Consider the following 19,924-nt stretch of genomic DNA (forward strand, 5'->3'; position numbering starts at 1 on the left):
TTGCCCGGCGCGCCGGCTGCGGCATACTGCGCGCCATGTCCAACCTCGCCTCCGCCCTGCCCGCCTGCTGCGAAGCGCCGCGCGACCACTGGCCGCTGCCGGTGGCACTGCCCGGCCTGCACCTGCACAGCTGCCGCTTCGACCCGGCGCGCCTGGCAGCGGACGACTTCGCCCGCTGCGCCCTCGAGCCGCCGCCCGGCATCGCCAGCGCCGCCACCAAACGGCAGAGCGAATACCTCGCCGGCCGCCTGTGCGCCGCCAGCGCCCTGGCCGCCCTGAGCGGGCAGCCGCACTACCCCGCCCGCGGTGCCGACAACGCGCCCTGCTGGCCGCCGGGCCTGCTCGGCAGCATCACCCACAGCCACGGCTGGGCAGCCGCTCTGGTCGGGCGCCGCGACGCCTGGCGCGGCCTCGGCCTGGACGCCGAGCGCCTGCTGCCGGGCGCGCGCGCCGAACGCCTGGCCGGCGAGATCCTCACCGCCGACGAGCTGGCGCACTTCCACGCCCTGCCCGCGAGCGAGCGCGGCGCCCACCTGACCCTGTGCTTCTCCCTCAAGGAAAGTCTGTTCAAGGCGCTCTATCCGCTGGTCGGCCGGCGCTTCTACTTCCACGCCGCCGCCCTGGTCAGCCATGGCGAGGACGGCCGGGCCTGCCTGGAGCTGCGCGAAGAGCTCGGCGCCGGATGGCACCGTGGGGCGCGCCTGGACGGCCAGTTCGCCGTCGACGACGGGTGCCTGCTGAGCCTCGTGGCGATCCCCGCGGCCTGAGCGGGGCTGCACACTCGGCGGCTTTTTCCAAGACTCCCCAAGCACTAGATGTTGTGTTAGTTTGCGCGCCCTTCAAGACCATGGCCGGGCCTGCCCGACAGCCGTGGCGAGGCGACGAAAGGCCTGAATGCCGCCAACCAGCGCAGTGCGCCGCGGCACGCCAAACAGCCCACAGCTCGCCCACACATTACCCACACACTTATCCACAGAAGGTCGTTTGCATTACCTCCATGAGCGCTCTATCTTGTAGCTCAATTGGAATGACCCACTAGATATTGGGTTTTTACCCGGCAACCACCCATAATCGAAAACACCGGCGCAGGCTTCCCGCAAGCCCCAGGCGGTTGCCGAACAGCGCCTTTCCAGCCGCCCGCCGAGACCCCGGCAACGCGCTGGACGCCCCGCGATGCAGGCATCGTCCGGGGCCATGTACGGTGGCCTGCACTGCGCACCGCCACCCCTAGATATTGTGGTCGCCACCCGCCTGCCACCGCACGGGTAGACCCCGGCACACGGGCCATGCCGCCGCCATGCGGCGCCGCCCGCCGACCGCTTCACCCACGCCCGCGTGGGCGCTCTTTTCGAACGGCGGCACCCCGGTGCCCGAACTGAACACACCGAGATTGTGGAGACCCCGATGCACACCGACACCACTCGCGAGATATCCCAGGCAGACGCCAGCGATCTGGCTGCTACCGCCCCGGGCCAGCTGCGCGTGATCAAACGCAACGGTACCGTCGTGCCCTACACCGACGACAAGATCACCGTCGCCATCACCAAGGCCTTCCTCGCCGTGGAAGGCGGCAACGCCGCCGCCTCGTCGCGCATCCACGACACCGTGGCACGCCTGACCGAACAGGTCACCGCCACCTTCAAGCGCCGCATGCCCTCCGGCGGCACCATCCACATCGAGGAGATCCAGGACCAGGTCGAACTGGCCCTGATGCGCGCCGGCGAGCAGAAGGTCGCCCGCGACTACGTGATCTACCGCGAAGCCCGCGCCCAGGAGCGCAAGCGCGCCGCCGCGAGCAGCGACGTGGCCCAGCCGCACCCGAGCATCCGCATCACCCTGGCCAACGGCGAGAAAAGCCCGCTCGACCTCGGCCGCCTGCAGACCATCATCGCCGAGGCCTGCGAAGGTCTGGCCGAGGTGGACGGCGAGCTGATCCAGCGCGAGACCCTGAAGAACCTCTACGACGGCGTATCCGAACAGGACGTCAACACCGCCCTGGTGATGACCGCGCGCACCCTGGTCGAGCGCGAGCCGAACTACTCCTACGTCACCGCCCGCCTGCTGATGGACACCCTGCGTGCCGAAGCGCTGGGCTTCCTCGGCGTCGCCGAGCGCGCCACCCACCACGAGATGGCCGAGCTGTACGCCAAGGCGCTGCCGGTGTACATCGACAAGGGCATCGAGTTCGAGCTGCTCGATCCCAAGCTGCGCTGCTACGACCTGGACCGCCTGGGCGCCGCGCTGAACCACGAGCGCGACCAGCAGTTCACCTACCTCGGCCTGCAGACCCTCTACGACCGCTACTTCATCCACAAGAACGACGTGCGCTTCGAGCTGCCGCAGGTGTTCTTCATGCGCGTCGCCATGGGCCTGGCCATCGAGGAGCAGGACAAGGAAGCGCGCGCCATCGAGTTCTACAACCTGCTGTCGTCGTTCGACTACATGGCGTCCACCCCGACCCTGTTCAACGCCGGCACCCTGCGCCCGCAGCTGTCCTCCTGCTACCTGACCACCGTGCCGGACGATCTGGGCGGCATCTACGACTCGATCCGCGACAACGCCCTGCTGTCCAAGTTCGCCGGCGGCCTGGGCAACGACTGGACCCCGGTGCGCGCGCTGGGCTCCTACATCAAGGGTACCAACGGCAAGAGCCAGGGCGTGGTGCCGTTCCTCAAGGTGGTCAACGACACCGCCGTGGCGGTCAACCAGGGCGGCAAGCGCAAGGGCGCGGTGTGCGCCTACCTGGAAACCTGGCACCTGGACATCGAGGAATTCCTCGAACTGCGCAAGAACACCGGCGACGACCGCCGCCGCACCCACGACATGAACACCGCGAACTGGATTCCCGACCTGTTCATGAAGCGCGTGTTCGACGATGGCGACTGGACCCTGTTCTCGCCGTCCGACGTGCCCGATCTGCACGACCTGACCGGCAAGGCCTTCGAGGAGCGCTACGAGTACTACGAGGCGCTGACCCAGTACGGCAAGCTCAAGCTGCACAAGACCATCAAGGCCAAGGACCTGTGGCGCAAGATGCTGTCGATGCTGTTCGAGACCGGCCACCCGTGGCTGACCTTCAAGGACCCGTGCAACCTGCGCAGCCCGCAGCAGCACGTCGGCGTGGTGCATAGCTCCAACCTGTGCACCGAGATCACCCTGAACACCAACAAGGACGAGATCGCCGTCTGCAACCTGGGCTCGATCAACCTGCCGAACCACATCGTCGACGGCCAGCTGGACACCGCCAAGCTGCAGCGCACCGTGAAGACCGCCGTGCGCATGCTCGACAACGTCATCGACATCAACTACTACAGCGTGCCGCAGGCGCAGAACGCCAACTTCAAGCACCGCCCGGTCGGCCTAGGCATCATGGGCTTCCAGGACGCCCTGTACCTGCAGCACATCGCCTACGGCTCCGACGCCGCCGTCGACTTCGCCGACAAGTCCATGGAAGCGATCAGCTACTACGCCATCCAGGCCTCCTGCGACCTGGCCGACGAGCGCGGCGCCTACTCCAGCTTCGACGGCTCGCTGTGGTCCAAGGGCATCCTGCCGCTGGACTCCCAGCAGATCCTCATCGAGCAGCGCGGCCAGAAGTACATCGAGGTCGACCTGTCCGAGTCGCTGGACTGGGCGCCGCTGCGCGAGCGCGTGAAGAAGGGCATCCGCAACTCCAACATCATGGCCATCGCCCCGACCGCGACCATCTCCAACATCGTCGGCGTGTCGCAGTCCATCGAGCCGACCTACCAGAACCTCTACGTGAAGTCGAACCTCTCCGGCGAGTTCACCGTGATCAACCCCTACCTGGTGCGCGACCTCAAGGAACGCGGCCTGTGGGACGCGGTGATGGTCAACGACCTCAAGTACTACGACGGCTCGGTGCAGCAGATCGAGCGCATCCCGGCCGACCTCAAGGCGCTGTACGCCACCGCCTTCGAAGTCGAGACCCGCTGGATCGTCGAGGCCGCCAGCCGCCGCCAGAAGTGGATCGACCAGGCCCAGTCGCTGAACCTGTACATCGCCGGCGCCTCGGGCAAGAAGCTCGACGTGACCTACCGCATGGCCTGGTACCGCGGCCTGAAGACCACCTACTACCTCCGCGCCCTGGCCGCCACCAGCACCGAGAAGTCGACCATCAACACCGGCAAGCTCAACGCCGTCAGCTCGGTGATCGACGAAAGCCTGCCCGCCGAGCCGAAGCCGGCCCCGGTGCCCCAGGCCTGCTCGATCGACAACCCCGACTGCGAAGCCTGCCAGTAACCGACCATCCCCCTCTCCCGCTCGCGGGAGAGGGGCCGGGAAAGAGGGCGCAGCCCCGCACCGACCAACGGCCCCGGTATCGTCTTGCGCACCCTGTGCAACGCCATAGAATCGAATGGCTGTCTATCCATACAGGCCGACCCGCATCGGCCCGCTCAACCAGGCAGGAGAACCACCATGCTGAGCTGGGATGAATTCGACAACGAAGAAGAAACCGTAGCCGCCAAACCGGCCGCGGCCCCGGCTGCCGCCAGCGCAGCCCCCGCCGACAAGCTCGACAACGCCGCCGAGGCGGCCGTCCACGACGCCCGCGCCGTCTCCGCCGACGATTCCGCCGCCGTGGCCCGCGCCAAGGCCGCCCTCGACCAGCTGGACATCGCCGAAGGCCTCAGCGAACTGGAAGGCGAAGGCGCCCGCGTCACCGTCGACGCCAAGCGCATGATCAACTGCCGCGCCGACCTCAACCAGCTGGTGCCCTTCAAGTACGACTGGGCCTGGCAGAAGTACCTCGACGGCTGCGCCAACCACTGGATGCCGCAAGAGGTCAACATGAACGCGGACATCGCCCTGTGGAAGAGCCAGGACGGCCTCACCGAGGACGAGCGCCGCATCGTCATGCGTAACCTCGGCTTCTTCTCCACCGCCGACTCGCTGGTCGCCAACAACCTCGCGCTGGCCGTGTACCGCCTGATCACCAACCCCGAGTGCCGCCAGTACATCCTGCGCCAGGCCTTCGAGGAAGCGATCCACACCCACGCCTACCAGTACTGCATCGAGTCGCTGGGCATGGACGAGGGCGAGATCTTCAACATGTACCACGAGGTACCGTCGGTGGCGAAGAAGGCCGCCTGGGGCCTCAAGTATACCCGCGCCATCTCCGATCCGCAGTTCAACACCGGCACCGTCGAGACCGACAAGGAACTGCTGCGCAACCTGATCGCCTACTACTGCGTGCTGGAAGGCATCTTCTTCTACTGCGGCTTCACCCAGATACTCTCCATGGGCCGCCGCAACAAGATGACCGGCGTCGCCGAGCAGTTCCAGTACATCCTGCGCGACGAATCCATGCACCTGAACTTCGGCATCGACGTGATCAACCAGATCAAGATCGAAAACCCGCACCTGTGGGATGCCGAACTGAAAGACGAAGCCACCCAGATGATCCTCCAGGGCACCCAGCTGGAGATCGAATACGCCCGCGACACCATGCCCCGCGGCGTGCTGGGCATGAACGCGGCGATGATGGAGGACTACCTCAAGTTCATCGCCAACCGCCGCCTGACCCAGATCGGCCTCAAGGAAGAATACCCGGGCACCACCAACCCGTTCCCGTGGATGTCGGAAATCATGGACTTGAAGAAGGAGAAGAACTTCTTCGAGACTCGCGTCACCGAGTATCAGACCGGTGGTGCGCTGGCCTGGGATTGATGTGAGCACTGATAAGGGCGACTGAAAAGTCGCCCATTTTTCATGGAGGATTTAATGTTCCCTCTTAAAAGACCTGAAGTCAGCGAAGTTTTTACACCGCGAGCACAGACGCCAAACTCAAAAACATATATTGCTCGCCCAGATCTTGAGAGGCGCCTGTCTAGATCCATAAAAGGTTCACTCCATACGCTCATCCACGGAGAAAGCGGCAGCGGTAAGACTTGGCTTTACAAAAAAGTCCTACGAGACCTGAACACCCATGTGGTTGTAGCCAATTGCGCACAGGCAAGCCTTGGAAACTCCATTCTCGACGAAATTGACAGAGCGATATTCCCGAACGGGAAGACCACACTAACAGGATACACAGAGAAAAAAACCGCAGAAGTCAATGCGGCAGTAGCGAAAGGCTCTCTCGACCACAACAATACATTCCAAATATTAATCCGGCAACCCAATACCCCAAATCATGCTGCATACGCGATTTTGGGATGTCGGAAGTAGGAACGAATCCGCTCGGGCTTTGATTGAAGGCGCCGCATGACCGAGCGGACTCGGCCTTCCAACGCATCCCGACTTTTCAAACTTGGCCCGCTGCGCACCTGATGCTTGAGATCGCCATTCAGGTATTCGTCCGGGTTGAGCTCGGGGGCGTAGGCGGGCAGAAAGAACACCTCAATCCGTTCGCGCCGCCCCTCCAGCCAGGCTTTGACCTTCTTGCTGTGGTGCACGCGCAGGTTGTCCAAGACCAGGAAGACCTTGCGCCCGCTGGTATCCCGGATCAGTCGCCCCAGGAAGCGGATCAGCACGACCGCTGTCATGGTTTCCCGGTACAGCATGAAGCGCAGCTTGCCCCGGTTGGTCACCGTCGAAATCATGTTCGTGGCAAAGCGGCTTCCGCTGACTTCGCGTACGGGCGTCCGCCCTGCCGGGGCGTAGCTGCGCCCTGCATGACTGTCGCTGCGCAGGCCGGTTTCATCGCCCCAGTGGATCTCGCCGCCCTCGGCCTTGGCGCGCTGCTCGATCTTCGGATACTCGGTTTCCAGCCAGCGCTTTATCGCCTCGGGCTTCTGCTGGTAGGCGCGCTTCAACGGGCGTTGTGGGGTATAGCCCCAACGCTTGAGGTATTCACCGACTGTCCGGATAGGCATCTGAAAGCCGCAGTGCAGGGCGATCAGGGCGCGCACCGCATCACGCGTCCAGAGCGCGAAGTCCAGCTTCAACTGATCCGGCATGGTGTCGAGCAACAGGGTGCGAATCAGTGACTCCTGCTCGGAGGACAGGCTGCGTCGCTCCCCCGGCAGCGATCCGCGCTGGCCACCTTCGATCGCGGCCTCTTTGCCCTGGTGCTCCGCGATCGCGACCCAATGCGCCACCGTGCGCAGATGAACGCCAACGGCTTCGCCGATGGCTCTGTAGGTATACCCCTGCTCGCGCATGCGTAGGGCGATAGCGCGTTTTTCGCGCTGTTCCAAGGGGCTGAGGCTTCGTACGTCGCTGGTCATGGTGAAAAACGCTGATTATACCCTATTGTATTGCCGGATTAATAACTGAAGGCGATCCTCTACAAGCTGCTTACGCACAGCTCAGAAAGGATGCAGGCCATAAGGCGGCGATTTTAGTATTCGACAATCTCGAAGCCATATTTTCAGACCCAAAACTCATGAGAGAACTCGCCAATATAATATCGCTGCTAGATGACTCTCGATATGCGAAATACGAAATAAAATTCCTCCTCGTGGGTGTCCCCAGAGACATAGCCACCTATTTCTCAAAGCTTGAGAACCTCTCCAGCGTCGGCAACAGAATCGAAGAACTTCCAGAAGTAGACTGCCTATCTGCCACGCAAGTTTCCGAACTGGCACACAAAGGGCTAGTAAAAGAGCTCAAAATAAAACTTGAAGAAAAAACGGAGCAAGAATTCTCCAAGCATATTTTCGACGTAACTCTAGGAATTCCTCAAAGGGTTCAGGAGTATTGTGAAAAGCTTGCCTATGCAATCGAAGACTCTAACTGGAATGCCACCGCAGAAAACTTGGAAAAAGCTGACAAAGAGTGGCTTGAAAGCGGACTAAAACAGGCTTACCAGACAGTCGAAGGCCTAATGAACGAGAAAGAAACAAAAGCCGGAAGAAGAAACCAGACACTATACACATTAACAAGAATCACAAAATCGTCCTTCTCGACCGGAGAAGTTGAGGAATTACTGCGACTTGAGTTCCCAAACTCAACAAAAGACGTAAAGCTTGCAGTTGGCCAAATACTCTCAGAGCTTGCCACAAAGGAAAACACCGTAATCAAGCGAACTGCAAAAGGGAATGGATTCCAATTCACCGACCCTCGTTACTTGATGTGCATGCGACTAATGCTCAAGAAAGACGAAACAACAGAAAAGATCGCCAAAATAGAGCTTTGATCTATTACGCAGAAAGGTAGCCTGGAAGTTCTTGGTGGAAAATCGCTGCGCGAGTTTTCCACCCTACGCAGGACGCTGCCCCGCTGCATCCTCGATGCCGTAACGCCTCAGCGCCTCACACAGGCAAACAGCGCATTCCCGGAGCTGCCGTCCCAGGGAATCAGCTTCTGGTAGTCGTGCTCGAACACGTGCACCTCGAAGTATGGCTGCAGCAGCGCCTGCAGTTCGTCGAAGTTCACCGCGACCATCGGGTGTTCGTCGTGCCAGACCTGGGTTTCGTCGGCCACGCGGCGTTCGATGCGCAGGCGCAGCGACTGGCGCTCGCCCTCGCCGGGGTAGTGCCAGCCGGAGCTGAAGCTGAACAGGCCGTCGGCATGCCGGGCGCTGTGGGTCATGCAGGAGGCGTTGTCGATCCGGCGCTTGTCGACCGCGTTGAAGCAGAACAGGCCGCCTGCGGCCAGGGCGCGGTGCGCGGTGGCGATGCAGGCCTGCAGGCGGTCGAGGGCGCCGCTGTAGTGGATCGAGTAGAGGAAGCAGGTGATCAGGTCCTGCGCCTCGTCCGCAGCGAAGGCGCACATGTCCTGGCGGGAGAACCGCGCTTCCGGACAGCGCAGCGCAGCGCGGTCGAGCATCGGCTGGTTGATGTCGAGGCCGCTGCAGGCATAGCCGGCGTCGATGAAGTGGCGCACGTGCGGGCCGGTGCCACAGGCCAGGTCGAGGTGCCGGCGCCCGCCGTTGCCGAACAGTTGCTGCAGGCGGTGCACGCAGTGGCTCTGCGCCGGGTAGTCGATCTCGGCGCACATCAGGTCGTAGTAACCGGACAGGTCGTTGTAGAGGGTATTGCCGGCCATGAGGATCTGATGTTCCAAGCGGAGCCTAAGGGGCGCGCATCATAGCCCAAGCCGGGGGTGGCGGCATCGAAAGCCTGCCCGCCGGGCAGGAAACCGGCGGCCGGTAACGCCTTAGCGGCGGCGGATCGTCACGCGAGCCTCCGTGGCCGCTCTGTACGGGATGGGGCCGCCATGCGCGGGCTCAGTCAGGATGACGGCAGGCCCGGCCCAGCCGGCGAAGCTGCGCAATCGCGAAAACACGGGGGGAAGACGCGAGCAGAAAGGCCGCAGGGTGATTGCGCAGGGCGCGCATGCAGCCTCGATCTCGGGGGAGTCAGGACTTGAGCTGAACCTCGGACTCGGGCTCGCCATGGGCCTCGACGCGGGCCTTGAGCTTCTGTCCGGGGCGGAAGGTGACCACGCGACGGGCGGTGATGGGAATTTCCTCGCCCGTCTTGGGGTTGCGACCCGGCCGCTGGCGCTTGTCGCGCAGATCGAAGTTGCCGAAACCCGACAACTTGACCTGCTCGTTGTGCTCCAGCGCCTGACGAATTTCCTCGAAGAACAACTCGACCAGCTCCTTGGCTTCGCGCTTGTTCAGGCCCAGCTCCTCATGGAGGCGCTCGGCAATCTCGGCTTTCGTCAGGGCCTTCATACGCTTACTTCCTTAACGTGGCGTGGAACTTTCCTTCCAGCGAAGCAATGATTCTGTGCAGATTTTCATTGACTTCTTCGTCAGTAAGAGTGCGCGATGGATGTTGCCAGGTCAAGCCGACGGCCAGGCTTTTGCTAAGCGGATCAATACCTTTGCCCTGGTAGACGTCGAACAGCCGCAGGTCGGTGAGGTGCTCGCCGGCCTGCTGGCGGATATCGGCCAGCAGGGTTTCTGCCGGCACTTCGCGCGCCACCAGCAGCGCCAGATCGCGACGCACCTCGGGGAAGCGCGACAGCTCGCGGAACTGCGGCAGACGGCCTTCGACTACTTCGGCGAGCCGCAGCTCGAAGAGGAAAACCGGCTGCTCCAGCCCCAGATCGCGGGCCAACTCCGGGTGCAGGGCACCGAGGAAGCCTACCAGTCGTCCCTCGCGCTCGACCCGCGCGCACTGGCCCGGGTGCAGGGCCGGATGCTCGCCGGCAACGAAGGCGAACTCGACACCCGCCCCGGCGGAGCCGAGCAGGGCCTCGACGTCGGCCTTGAGGTCGTAGAAGTCCACGCCGTCCTTGCCGTTGGCCCAGCCTTCCGGCTGGCGGCTGCCGCAGATCACCCCGGCGAGCATGGCCTCCTGCTTGAGGCCGTCGAGCTGGCCGACGAAGCGCAGGCCCGACTCGAACAGGCGCACGCGGCTCTGCTGGCGGTTGAGGTTGTGCTGCAGCGCCTTGACCAGCCCCGGCCACAGCGAGGCGCGCATGGCGGCCAGGTCGGCGGAGATCGGGTTGGCCAGGGTCAGCGGGGCGACGCCCGGGTGGAACAGCTCGAACCACTTGGGATCGATGAAGCTAAAGGTGACCGCTTCCTGGTAGCCGCGGGCGACCAGCAGGCGGCGCAGCTGGCCGAGCTCGGCGCGCGCCTCGCTCTGCGGCTGCGGCGCCAGGCGCGCCTCGGGGTAGCGCACCGGCAGACGGTTGTAGCCGTACAGGCGGGCCAGCTCCTCGATCAGGTCGACCTCGATGGACAGGTCGAAGCGGTGGCTGGGGATCTCCACCTGCCACTGCCCTGCCCCGCTGGCGGCGACCTTCAGGCCCAGCCCGGTCAGCAGACGCTCGACCTCGGTGGCCGGCAGCGAAAGGCCGAGCATCTGCTCGATGCGCTCGGCGCGCAGGGTGACCGGCGCGACCTGCGGCAGGTGCTCGGCGCTGACCGCCTCGACGATCGGACCCGGCTCGCCGCCGACGATCTCCAGCAGCAGCGCGGTGGCGCGCTCCATGGCCTCGCGGGCCAGCTGCGAGTCGACGCCGCGCTCGAAGCGGTGCGAGGCATCGGTGTGCAGGCCGTAGGAGCGGGCCTTGCCGGCGATGGCGATGGTGTCGAAGAAGGCGCTTTCGAGGAACAGGTCGCGGGTGCCGGCGGCGACGCCGCTGTGCTCGCCGCCCATCACCCCGGCGATGGCCAAGGCGCGCTCGTGGTCGGCGATCACCAGGGTGTCGGGACGCAGGGTGACTTCCTGGCCGTCCAGCAGCACCAGCTTCTCGCCGGCCTCGGCCAGACGCACGCGGATACCGCCCTTGATCTCGGCGAGGTCGAAGGCGTGCATCGGCTGGCCCAGTTCAAGCATCACGTAGTTGGTGACGTCGACCGCCGGATCGATGGCGCGTACGTCGGAGCGGCGCAGGCGCTCGACCATCCACAGCGGGGTCGGGCGCGACAGGTCGACGTTGCGGATCACCCGGCCGAGGTAGCGCGGGCAAGCCTGGGGCGCCAGCAGCTCGACGCTGCGTACCTCGTCGTGCGCCGCCGGCACCGCGGCGATGGCCGGACGAGTCACCGGCGCGTCGTACAGCGCACCGACCTCGCGGGCCAGACCGGCCAGCGACAGGCAGTCGCCGCGGTTCGGGGTCAGGTCGACCTCGATGCTGGCGTCGTCGAGGTTCAGGTAGGTGCGCAGGTCTTCGCCGACCGGCGCCTCGCCAGCCAGTTCGAGCAGGCCGGAGTCGTCGTCGCTGATCTGCAGCTCGGAGGCCGAGCAGAGCATGCCGAAGGATTCGACACCGCGCAGCTTGGCCTTCTTGATCTTGAAGTCGGCGCCGAGCACGGCGCCGATCATGGCGAAGGGAATCTTGATGCCCGGACGGGCGTTGGGTGCGCCGCAGACCACCTGGAAGGTTTCGCTGCCGTTGCTCACCTGGCAGACGCGCAGCTTGTCGGCGTCCGGGTGCTGTTCGGCGGTGAGGATCTCGCCGACCACCACGCCGCTGAACTCGCCGGCAGCCGGGGTGACGCTGTCCACTTCGAGGCCGGCCATCGACAGGCGGGCCACCAGTTCGTCGCGCGCGACCTGCGGGCTAACCCAGGTGCGCAGCCATTGTTCGCTGAATTTCATCCTGTTCTCCTGAAAGCGGGTTGACCGGTCGACCTAGCGGAATTGCGCGAGGAAGCGCAGGTCGTTGTCGAAGAACAGGCGCAGGTCGTTGACGCCGTAGCGCAACATGGCCATGCGCTCGACGCCCATGCCGAAGGCGAAGCCCTGGTACTTCTCGGGGTCGATGCCGGACATGCGCAGCACGTTCGGGTGGACCATGCCGCAGCCCATCACTTCCAGCCAGCCTGTCTGCTTGCAGACGCGGCAGCCCTTGCCGGAGCACATCACGCACTCCATGTCGACCTCGGCCGACGGCTCGGTGAAGGGGAAGAACGAGGGGCGGAAACGCACGCCCAGCGGCTTCTCGAAGAACACCCGGAGGAATTCCTCGATGGTGCCCTTGAGGTCGGCGAAGCTGACATTCTCGTCGACCAGCAGGCCTTCGACCTGGTGGAACATCGGCGAGTGGGTGATATCGGAGTCGCAGCGGTAGACACGGCCGGGGCAGACGATGCGGATCGGCGGCTGCTGGCTTTCCATGGTGCGCACCTGGACCGGCGAGGTGTGGGTGCGCAGCAGCATGTTGGCGTTGAAGTAGAAGGTGTCGTGCATCGCCCGCGCCGGGTGGTGGCCGGGGATGTTGAGGGCTTCGAAGTTGTGGTAGTCGTCTTCGACTTCCGGGCCTTCGGCGACGTTGTAGCCGATACGGGTGAAGAACTGCTCGATGCGCTCGAACGTGCGGGTCACCGGGTGCAGGCCGCCGCTGGTCTGGCCACGACCCGGCAGGGTGACGTCGATGCGCTCGGCAGCCAAGCGGGCAGCCAGGGCGGCGGACTCGAGGTCGGCCTTGCGCGCATTGAGGGCATCCTGAACGCTGGTCTTGGCCGCGTTGATCAGCGCACCGGCCTTGGGCCGCTCCTCGGCCGAGAGCTTGCCCAGGGTCTGCATGAGCTGGGTCAGCTCGCCCTTCTTGCCGAGATAATGAACCCGGAGCTGCTCCAGGGCATTCACATCTTCGGTGTGTCGCACGGCCTCCAGGGCTTGGGAGACCAGCGCATCCAGGTTTTCCATGTACGGACTCCAGATACAAAATAGGGGAAGGGCACAAAGGCCCTTCCCCTATTGGTGACGTTGCCCGAGCCCGAAGGCCCGATGATTGTCGGGGGGCTTAGGCCAGAACGGCTTTGGCTTTCTCGACAATCGCAGCGAACGCCGCTTTTTCGTTCACTGCCAGATCGGCCAGAACCTTGCGGTCGATCTCGATGGAAGCTTTCTTCAGGCCGGCGATCAGACGGCTGTAGGACAGGCCGTTGATGCGCGCACCGGCGTTGATACGGGCAATCCACAGAGCGCGGAACTGACGCTTCTTCTGACGACGGTCGCGGTAGGCGTACTGGCCTGCCTTGATCACCGCCTGCTTGGCAACGCGGAATACGCGCGAACGCGCACCGTAGTAGCCCTTGGCGAGCTTCAGGATCTTCTTGTGACGACGACGGGCGATGACGCCACGCTTAACACGAGCCATGTTGTAACCTCTTGATTATCTTGACTAGATTAACGAACGCGCAGCATGCGCTCGACTTTGGCGACATCGGATGCATGCATCAGCGAGGTGCCGCGCAGCTGGCGCTTACGCTTGGTGGTCATCTTGGTCAGGATGTGGCTCTTGAAAGCGTGCTTGTGCTTGAAGCCGTTTGCAGTCGGCTTGAAGCGCTTCTTGGCACCGCTCTTGGTTTTCATCTTAGGCATGTTTAGTACTCCGCATTCGGTAATTACGCATAACCGCAAGGCCTGCCAGTGCCCTGGTGGTTACTTTCTCTTTTTGGGGGCGATGACCATGATCAGCTGGCGTCCTTCCATCTTCGGATGCTGTTCGACGGAGCCATATTCGGCGAGGTCGTTTTCGACCCGCTTCAACAGCTCCATGCCCAGCTCCTGGTGGGCCATCTCACGACCGCGGAATCGCAGGGATACCTTGGCCTTGTCCCCATCGACTAGGAAACGTACCAGGTTGCGTAGTTTTACCTGGTAATCCCCTTCTTCCGTCCCTGGACGAAACTTTACTTCTTTAATCTGCGCCTGCTTCTGGTTCTTCTTCGCCTCGGCAGCCTGTTTCTTCTTCTCGAACAGGTGCTTGCCGTAGTCCATGATCCGGCATACGGGCGGAACCGCGTCAGCAACAATCTCAACCAGGTCGAGCTTGGCGTCTTCGGCCGCCTGAATGGCTTCGGCAATGGAAACCACACCAACCTGCTGACCATCGGCACCGATCAGGCGAACCTCGCGAGCGGTGATGTTTTCGTTGATCGGCGGACGTGCCTGTACTCGTCTGTCTTGTCTCATGTCGCGCTGCTTAATAGTGATTACTCCGTTTGTTACCGACCACGCCGGGAAACGGCCTCGGCCAGCAGATTCTGGAACTCGATGACGCTCATGGAGCCCAGATCCTGACCGTCGCGCGTACGCACGGCGACGGTCTGCGATTCGACTTCGCGATCCCCGATCACCAGCAGGTAGGGAACCTTGAGCAAAGTATGCTCGCGGATTTTAAAGCCGATCTTCTCATTTCTCAAGTCGGCCTTGGCACGGTAGCCACTGCCTTCCAGTTCTTTCGCCACCTGGGCGGCGAATTCGCCCTGCTTGTCGGTGATGTTCAGCACCACCGCTTGGGTCGGCGCCAGCCAGGCCGGAAAGGAGCCCTCGTAGTGCTCGATGAGGATGCCGAGGAAGCGCTCGAAGGAGCCCAGCACCGCACGGTGCAGCATCACCGGATGCTTGCGGCTGTTGTCTTCGCTGACGTACTCGGCGCCCAGGCGAATCGGCAGATTGAAATCGAGCTGCAGGGTGCCGCACTGCCAGACGCGACCGAGGCAGTCCTTCAGGGAAAACTCGATCTTCGGCCCGTAGAAGGCGCCCTCGCCCGGCTGCAGCTCCCACGACAGGCCCGTGGCATCCAGCGCGGACTGCAGGGCAGCCTCGGCGCGATCCCACAGCTCGTCCGAGCCGACGCGCTTTTCCGGACGGGTAGACAGCTTGAGCTGCACATCCTTGAAGCCGAAGTCGGAGTACACATCGAGGGTCAGCTTGATGAAGGCCGCCGCCTCATCCTGCATCTGCCCCTCGGTGCAGAAGATGTGCGCATCGTCCTGCACGAAGCCGCGCACCCGCATGATGCCGTGCAGCGAGCCGGACGGCTCGTTACGGTGGCAGGCGCCGAATTCGGCCAAGCGGATCGGCAGCTCGCGGTAGCTCTTCAGGCCCTGATTGAACACCTGCACGTGGCACGGGCAGTTCATCGGCTTGACCGCGTAGTCGCGACTTTCCGACTCGGTGGTGAACATCAGGTCGCCGTAGTTGGCCCAGTGCCCGGATTTCTCCCACAGCACGCGGTCGACCACCTGCGGGGTCTTGATTTCCAGATAGCCATGCTCGCGCTGCACGCGACGCATGTACTGCTCGAGCACCTGATAGATGGTCCAGCCATTGGGGTGCCAGAACACCATGCCGGGCGCTTCTTCCTGGGTGTGGAACAGATCGAGGCGCTTGCCGATCTTGCGATGGTCGCGCTTCTCGGCCTCCTCCAGACGATGCAGGTAGTCCTTGAGGTCCTGCTTGCTGCCCCAGCAGGTGCCGTAGATGCGCTGCAGCATCTTGTTCTTCGAATCGCCACGCCAGTAGGCGCCGGCCACCTTCATCAGCTTGAACGCCTGCAGCTTGCCGGTCGAGGGCACGTGCGGGCCACGGCACAGGTCGATGAAGTCGCCCTGACTGTAGAAGGACAGCTCTTCGTTACCCGGGATCGACTCGATAATCTCGACCTTGTACTTCTCGCCGAGACGATCGAAAAAGGCCACCGCTTCGTCGCGCGACATCAGCGAGCGAGAGACCGGCAGGTCGGCCTTGGCCAGCTCCTGCATCTTCGCCTCGATCTTTTCGAGGTCTTCGCTGGTGAAGGGCCGCTCGCAGTCGAAGTCGTAGTAGAAGCCGTTGTCGATCACCGGACCGATGGTCACCTGAGTGCCGGGGAACAGCGCCTGCACGGCCATGGCCATCAGGTGGGCACAGGAGTGACGCAGCACATCGACGCCCTCCACATCACGCGCGGTGATGATCGACAGCGCGACATCGCTCTCGATGACATGCGAGGTGTCCACCAGCTGGCCGTCGATCTTGCCGGCCAGGGCGGCCTTGGCCAGACCGGCACCGATGGACTGGGCAACTTCGGCCACGCTGACCGGCTGCTCGAACGAACGCTGACTACCGTCGGGAAGAGTAACGATGGGCATGGCGCCTCCTCTCTCAGTGGTGACCCCTACCAAAGGCCACATGGGGTGGGATGAGCCAGTAAGCGGCGCCCGGCGGGAAAACTGCCTCACGATGGCAGGACCGAAAACGGCCTTCCCGGCACACAGGCGGAGATCACTGGAAAATAAGCGCGCAATCGTTCCAGAAAAACCCGACAGGCGCAAGGAAAACGCCCGCCGCGACCTAGAGCGCCTCGATGAACTCGCGCAACAGGCGATTGAACTGCGCCGGACGCTGCACGTTCATGCCATGGGAAACGCCCGGTAGTATCTCGCAGCGCGCATCGGGCAATTGCCGCGCGAGCATCCGCAGCACCTGCGGGAAGGGCGCCGGACTGCGCTCGCCACCCAGCAGCAAGGTCGGCCGGCGGATACCGTGCAGCAGGTCCGCACCGATCACCCCCGGACGATCGCGAACCTGCCCGACCAAGGTAAAGGCATTGTCGAGCGCCATCTGCCGGAAGCGCGCCGAGGAACGCTGCCAGATACCGGCACCGCTCACCGTATCGACGAACAGCTGCATGCCGGCCTCAAGCTCGCCGACACGAATCAGGCGCAGCGCCTCCTCGCGGAACAGATTGCGACGGGCCGGCGCCAGCGGCGCTTCCAGCCCGGAGGCCTGGAACAGCTCGACGGCGTAATCGCCGCCCGGATCGGCCAGCACCAGCGAGCGCAACAGGTCGGGACGCTGCGCGGCCAGGCGCAACGCCAGATTGCCGCCCCGCGAATGCCCGACCAGATGCACCGGCTCGCGCAAATGCTCGTCGATCAGCTCGACCAGGTCGGCCACATGCCGCTCGCTGGAGAAGCCATCGCCCTGCCCGTCCCAGCGCTCGGGATAGCAGCGCCGCAGACTGACAGCAATCACCCGCCAGCCAGCCCCCGCCAGCGGCGCCATCTGCGCCTGCCAGTAGCGGTAATCGCACAGCGAGCCATGCACCAGCAGCACAGGCACTCCCTCACCCTGCTCGACGCCATGCAGCACACCTTCCGCCAACGGCCAGACCACCGACTTCACCGCCCACCTCGCCGCACAGGATTTTTCCGAAAGCCGAAAACAGAAAAGCCGGTCATCTAGACCGGCTTTTCTGTTTTGTTGGTAGGCGCAATTGGACTCGAACCAACGACCCCCACCATGTCAAGGTGGTGCTCTAACCAACTGAGCTATGCGCCTGCAACTGCTGAAATCTGGTAGGCACAATTGGACTCGAACCAACGACCCCCACCATGTCAAGGTGGTGCTCTAACCAACTGAGCTATGTGCCTGCGTTGCGCCGCGAATATTAGAGAGGCTTCCCGAGCCCGTCAACAGTTTTTTCGCTAAGCCACTGAAAAACTGCATTTTTCTCGCTGAAGCCGGGACGCTCTGGCAGCCCTGCGGGATCGGGCTTAGGATCAGGGTGTCGTAAAGGATATACAACAGAGGTTGCAAGATGGCGCACACTCCCTACCCGCAATCCTACTATGCCTTCTCCGCCCACCCCGCCGCGGAGCGACCGGCCCTGCAGGGCGAGCAGGACACCGATGTGTGCATCGTCGGCGCCGGCTACACCGGCCTGTCCAGCGCCCTGTTCCTGCTGGAGCATGGCTTTCGCGTCACCGTACTGGAAGCGGCGAAGGTCGGCTTCGGCGCCTCGGGGCGCAACGGCGGCCAGATCGTCAACAGCTATAGCCGCGACATCGACGTGATCGAGCGCAGCGCCCCACCCAAGGCCGCAGCCCTGATGGCGCAGATGGCCTTCGAGGGCGGACGGATCATTCGCGAGCGCATCGCCCGCTACCGGATCGCCTGCGACCTCAAGGACGGCGGCATCTTCGCCGCCTTCACCGATAAACAGATGCGCCACCTGGAGACCCAGAAATCGCTCTGGGAGCGCCACGGCCACACCCAGCTGGAGCTGCTGGATCGCCAGGCGATCCGCCGCTGCGTGGCCAGCGAGGGCTACATCGGCGGCCTGCTCGACCGCAGCGGCGGGCATATCCACCCGCTCAACCTGGCGCTGGGCGAAGCGGCCGCGGTCGAGTCGCTGGGCGGACGCATCCACGAGCAGTCGCCGGTGATCCGCATCGAGCGCGGCAGCACCCTGCGCCTGCACACACCCCACGGGCAGGTACGCGCGCGCTTCGCGATCGTCGCCGGCAACGCCTACCTCGGCAACCTGTTGCCCGAACTGGCGGCCAAGTCGATGCCCTGCGGCAGCCAGGTGATCGCCACCGAACCGCTCGACGAAGCCAGCGCCCGCGCCCTGCTGCCGGGCGATCACTGCGTCGAGGACTGCAACTACCTGCTCGACTATTTCCGCCTGTCCGCCGACCGCCGCCTGATCTACGGCGGTGGCGTGACTTACGGCGCCCGCGACCCCAGCGACATCGTCTCGATCATCCGCCCGAAGATGCTCAGAACCTTCCCGCAACTGCAGGACACCCGCATCGACTTCGCCTGGACCGGCAACTTCCTGCTGACCCTCTCGCGCCTGCCGCAGGTCGGTCGCCTGGGCGACAACCTCTACTATTCGCAAGGCTGCAGCGGCCACGGCGTCACCTATACGCACCTGGCCGGCAAGGTGCTGGCCGAGGCCCTGCGCGGCCAGGCCGAGCGTTTCGACGCTTTCGCCAGCCTGCCGCACTACCCCTTCCCCGGCGGGCGCCTGCTGCGCGTACCGCTCACGGCGCTGGGCGCCTGCTACTACCAGTTGCGCGACTGCCTGGGGCTCTGAGGACAGCTCAGGGAAGCGTCGCCGGACACGCCGGCAGGCTCGGGCACGACCCTGCCGCGCCAGCCGCCGGCAGGGATTCGCGCAGCCGGGCATCGGCGGGCGCCAGGCGCTGCGCGCAGCCTTGCGCCACCCGCGCCTCGACCGCGCAACCCTGCTCGGCCAGCACATGGGCCAGGTTCGACCAGCCCGGCGCCAGACCGGGTTCGACGTGCACCGCCCGCAGCAGAGCCTCCTGCGCGCCAGGCACATCCCGCGCGGCATAGCGGGCATTGCCCAGAGCGAACCACGGCAATCCGGCGGCGGGCCAGCGTACGGTCGCCACCCGATAGGCCTGCAGCGCCGCCGCGCCGCGACCGACCTGCTCCAGATCCGCCGCCGCCTGCAGCCAGACCTGCGGCTGCGCCTGCGCCGGCAGCCGATCCGCCGGCAGGGTCAACACTGCCCAGCGCCCGCCGCGCGCCCAGGTGGCGTCGAAGCTGGCGAAGTCGCTCAGCCAGCGCCGGGTGGTGCCCGAACGCAGGATCAGCTGTTGCCGGGACAGGTCGTAACCGACCAGCACGGCGAAGTGCCAGCGCGGATACCAGTCGAACGCCAGGTTCTGCAGCACCAGAACCGGATGGCCGGCCGCCACTTCGGCCAGCAGCGCCTCCAACCGCGGCGCCACGGGATAGACCAGCAGGTCGCGCTGGCGCGCCGCCGCCACCAGCTCCACCTGCAGGCTGCCCTGGCGGCCGGGCAGATAGACCTCGCGCCGCAGCGCGTCGGGCTCCTCACTCAAGCCGCGCTGACCGAGCATGGTGGCCAATGCGGCCGGACCGCACTGGTAGTCCTCCTGGGGGAAAAACGGCACCTCCTCCAGCTCCACCCGCGGCGGCAGACCCGCCGCGGGCCCCAGCACCGGCCGCGCCGCGCAGCCGCCGAGCAGCAGCGCCCCGAGCAGCAGGGCCAGCAG

The 19,924-nt window shown here is 64.3% G+C and carries 17 protein-coding genes and 2 tRNA genes; 6 read left to right on the forward strand and 13 right to left on the reverse strand.

Annotated elements, in window-relative coordinates:
• Positions 1 to 35 precede the first annotated feature (35 nt).
• The 4 genes from BLU22_RS14210 (at position 36) to BLU22_RS15480 (ending at position 6,192) form a co-directional block, all read left to right on the forward strand.
• The gene (locus tag BLU22_RS14210; protein ID WP_090215816.1) at positions 36 to 767 is read left to right on the forward strand and encodes a 4'-phosphopantetheinyl transferase family protein; all 732 of its coding nucleotides are present in this window, start codon (positions 36 to 38) and stop codon (positions 765 to 767) included.
• 637 nt (positions 768 to 1,404) lie between these two features.
• The gene (locus BLU22_RS14215; RefSeq protein WP_090215819.1) at positions 1,405 to 4,263 is read left to right on the forward strand and encodes a ribonucleoside-diphosphate reductase subunit alpha; all 2,859 of its coding nucleotides are present in this window, start codon (positions 1,405 to 1,407) and stop codon (positions 4,261 to 4,263) included.
• A gap of 177 nt (positions 4,264 to 4,440) precedes the next feature.
• Entirely contained in the window at positions 4,441 to 5,691 is a 1,251-nt protein-coding gene (locus tag BLU22_RS14220) for a ribonucleotide-diphosphate reductase subunit beta (RefSeq protein ID WP_090215822.1), read from the forward strand.
• A gap of 54 nt (positions 5,692 to 5,745) precedes the next feature.
• Positions 5,746 to 6,192: an AAA family ATPase gene (locus BLU22_RS15480; RefSeq protein WP_157719012.1), complete on the forward strand. Its 447-nt coding sequence runs from the start codon at positions 5,746 to 5,748 to the stop codon at positions 6,190 to 6,192.
• Here the strand turns inward: BLU22_RS15480 and BLU22_RS14230 are convergent.
• Entirely contained in the window at positions 6,156 to 7,193 is a 1,038-nt protein-coding gene (locus BLU22_RS14230) for an IS630 family transposase (RefSeq protein WP_090215827.1), read from the reverse strand. The genes BLU22_RS15480 and BLU22_RS14230 overlap by 37 nt on opposite strands.
• Before the next feature lie 158 nt (positions 7,194 to 7,351).
• On the opposite strand from BLU22_RS14230, the gene BLU22_RS15025 reads away from it, so the two are divergent.
• Positions 7,352 to 8,104, forward strand: a complete 753-nt coding sequence (locus tag BLU22_RS15025) for a hypothetical protein (RefSeq protein ID WP_157719013.1) — start codon at positions 7,352 to 7,354, stop codon at positions 8,102 to 8,104.
• 107 nt (positions 8,105 to 8,211) lie between these two features.
• Here BLU22_RS15025 and BLU22_RS14235 read toward each other — a convergent pair whose 3' ends face one another.
• The 11 genes from BLU22_RS14235 to BLU22_RS14285 all read right to left on the reverse strand — a co-directional run bounded on the left by BLU22_RS14235 (position 8,212) and on the right by BLU22_RS14285 (position 17,521).
• Positions 8,212 to 8,955 carry a class I SAM-dependent DNA methyltransferase gene (locus BLU22_RS14235; protein ID WP_090215829.1) on the reverse strand — a complete coding sequence of 248 codons (744 nt, stop codon included), beginning with the start codon at positions 8,953 to 8,955 and terminating at the stop codon, positions 8,212 to 8,214.
• Between the two features lie 313 nt (positions 8,956 to 9,268).
• Positions 9,269 to 9,589, reverse strand: a complete 321-nt coding sequence (ihfA, locus tag BLU22_RS14240; RefSeq protein ID WP_090215831.1) for an integration host factor subunit alpha — start codon at positions 9,587 to 9,589, stop codon at positions 9,269 to 9,271.
• Positions 9,590 to 9,593: 4 nt separating this feature from the next.
• Positions 9,594 to 11,972 (reverse strand): phenylalanine--tRNA ligase subunit beta, encoded by a 2,379-nt coding sequence (gene pheT / locus BLU22_RS14245; RefSeq protein WP_090215834.1) that lies wholly within the window; start codon positions 11,970 to 11,972, stop codon positions 9,594 to 9,596.
• 33 nt (positions 11,973 to 12,005) lie between these two features.
• Positions 12,006 to 13,022, reverse strand: a complete 1,017-nt coding sequence (pheS, locus tag BLU22_RS14250) for a phenylalanine--tRNA ligase subunit alpha (RefSeq protein WP_090215837.1) — start codon at positions 13,020 to 13,022, stop codon at positions 12,006 to 12,008.
• Between the two features lie 97 nt (positions 13,023 to 13,119).
• Positions 13,120 to 13,476 carry a 50S ribosomal protein L20 gene (gene rplT, locus BLU22_RS14255; RefSeq protein WP_090215839.1) on the reverse strand — a complete coding sequence of 119 codons (357 nt, stop codon included), beginning with the start codon at positions 13,474 to 13,476 and terminating at the stop codon, positions 13,120 to 13,122.
• A gap of 29 nt (positions 13,477 to 13,505) precedes the next feature.
• Complete coding sequence (gene rpmI, locus BLU22_RS14260) at positions 13,506 to 13,700, reverse strand: 50S ribosomal protein L35 (protein WP_090215844.1); 195 nt, start codon at positions 13,698 to 13,700, stop codon at positions 13,506 to 13,508.
• Between the two features lie 60 nt (positions 13,701 to 13,760).
• Positions 13,761 to 14,294 (reverse strand): translation initiation factor IF-3, encoded by a 534-nt coding sequence (gene infC / locus BLU22_RS14265; RefSeq protein WP_090215846.1) that lies wholly within the window; start codon positions 14,292 to 14,294, stop codon positions 13,761 to 13,763.
• Positions 14,295 to 14,326: 32 nt separating this feature from the next.
• Positions 14,327 to 16,237, reverse strand: coding sequence for a threonine--tRNA ligase (thrS, locus tag BLU22_RS14270; RefSeq protein ID WP_090215848.1), 1,911 nt, complete (start codon positions 16,235 to 16,237; stop codon positions 14,327 to 14,329).
• A 202-nt stretch (positions 16,238 to 16,439) separates the two neighbouring features.
• The gene (locus BLU22_RS14275) at positions 16,440 to 17,273 is read right to left on the reverse strand and encodes an alpha/beta fold hydrolase (protein WP_090215850.1); all 834 of its coding nucleotides are present in this window, start codon (positions 17,271 to 17,273) and stop codon (positions 16,440 to 16,442) included.
• A gap of 79 nt (positions 17,274 to 17,352) precedes the next feature.
• Positions 17,353 to 17,429: transfer RNA gene (locus BLU22_RS14280), tRNA-Val, on the reverse strand.
• A gap of 15 nt (positions 17,430 to 17,444) precedes the next feature.
• Positions 17,445 to 17,521, reverse strand: a tRNA-Val gene (locus BLU22_RS14285).
• A gap of 167 nt (positions 17,522 to 17,688) precedes the next feature.
• Here BLU22_RS14285 and BLU22_RS14290 point away from each other — a divergent pair.
• Positions 17,689 to 18,972, forward strand: coding sequence for an NAD(P)/FAD-dependent oxidoreductase (locus tag BLU22_RS14290; RefSeq protein WP_090215853.1), 1,284 nt, complete (start codon positions 17,689 to 17,691; stop codon positions 18,970 to 18,972).
• A gap of 7 nt (positions 18,973 to 18,979) precedes the next feature.
• On the opposite strand, the gene BLU22_RS14295 is transcribed toward BLU22_RS14290, so the two are convergent.
• A complete protein-coding gene (locus BLU22_RS14295) occupies positions 18,980 to 19,897 on the reverse strand; it encodes a PA2778 family cysteine peptidase (RefSeq protein WP_090216506.1) in 918 nt (305 codons plus the stop codon).
• Between the last annotated feature and the right edge of the window lie 27 nt (positions 19,898 to 19,924).

The organism is Pseudomonas guangdongensis, from assembly GCF_900105885.1.
GTDB classification, from domain to species: domain Bacteria; phylum Pseudomonadota; class Gammaproteobacteria; order Pseudomonadales; family Pseudomonadaceae; genus Geopseudomonas; species Geopseudomonas guangdongensis.

What these genes read in the sequence shown, in the direction of transcription:
- BLU22_RS14210 (WP_090215816.1), top strand. Translation starts at nt 36, where the DNA reads ATGTCCAACCTCGCCTCCGCCCTGCCCGCCTGCTGCGAAGCGCCGCGC.
- BLU22_RS14215 (WP_090215819.1), top strand. Translation starts at nt 1,405, where the DNA reads ATGCACACCGACACCACTCGCGAGATATCCCAGGCAGACGCCAGCGAT.
- BLU22_RS14220 (WP_090215822.1), top strand. Translation starts at nt 4,441, where the DNA reads ATGCTGAGCTGGGATGAATTCGACAACGAAGAAGAAACCGTAGCCGCC.
- BLU22_RS15480 (WP_157719012.1), top strand. Translation starts at nt 5,746, where the DNA reads ATGTTCCCTCTTAAAAGACCTGAAGTCAGCGAAGTTTTTACACCGCGA.
- BLU22_RS14230 (WP_090215827.1), bottom strand. Translation starts at nt 7,193, where the DNA reads ATGACCAGCGACGTACGAAGCCTCAGCCCCTTGGAACAGCGCGAAAAA.
- BLU22_RS15025 (WP_157719013.1), top strand. Translation starts at nt 7,352, where the DNA reads ATGAGAGAACTCGCCAATATAATATCGCTGCTAGATGACTCTCGATAT.
- BLU22_RS14235 (WP_090215829.1), bottom strand. Translation starts at nt 8,955, where the DNA reads ATGGCCGGCAATACCCTCTACAACGACCTGTCCGGTTACTACGACCTG.
- ihfA (WP_090215831.1), bottom strand. Translation starts at nt 9,589, where the DNA reads ATGAAGGCCCTGACGAAAGCCGAGATTGCCGAGCGCCTCCATGAGGAG.
- pheT (WP_090215834.1), bottom strand. Translation starts at nt 11,972, where the DNA reads ATGAAATTCAGCGAACAATGGCTGCGCACCTGGGTTAGCCCGCAGGTC.
- pheS (WP_090215837.1), bottom strand. Translation starts at nt 13,022, where the DNA reads ATGGAAAACCTGGATGCGCTGGTCTCCCAAGCCCTGGAGGCCGTGCGA.
- rplT (WP_090215839.1), bottom strand. Translation starts at nt 13,476, where the DNA reads ATGGCTCGTGTTAAGCGTGGCGTCATCGCCCGTCGTCGTCACAAGAAG.
- rpmI (WP_090215844.1), bottom strand. Translation starts at nt 13,700, where the DNA reads ATGCCTAAGATGAAAACCAAGAGCGGTGCCAAGAAGCGCTTCAAGCCG.
- infC (WP_090215846.1), bottom strand. Translation starts at nt 14,294, where the DNA reads ATGAGACAAGACAGACGAGTACAGGCACGTCCGCCGATCAACGAAAAC.
- thrS (WP_090215848.1), bottom strand. Translation starts at nt 16,237, where the DNA reads ATGCCCATCGTTACTCTTCCCGACGGTAGTCAGCGTTCGTTCGAGCAG.
- BLU22_RS14290 (WP_090215853.1), top strand. Translation starts at nt 17,689, where the DNA reads ATGGCGCACACTCCCTACCCGCAATCCTACTATGCCTTCTCCGCCCAC.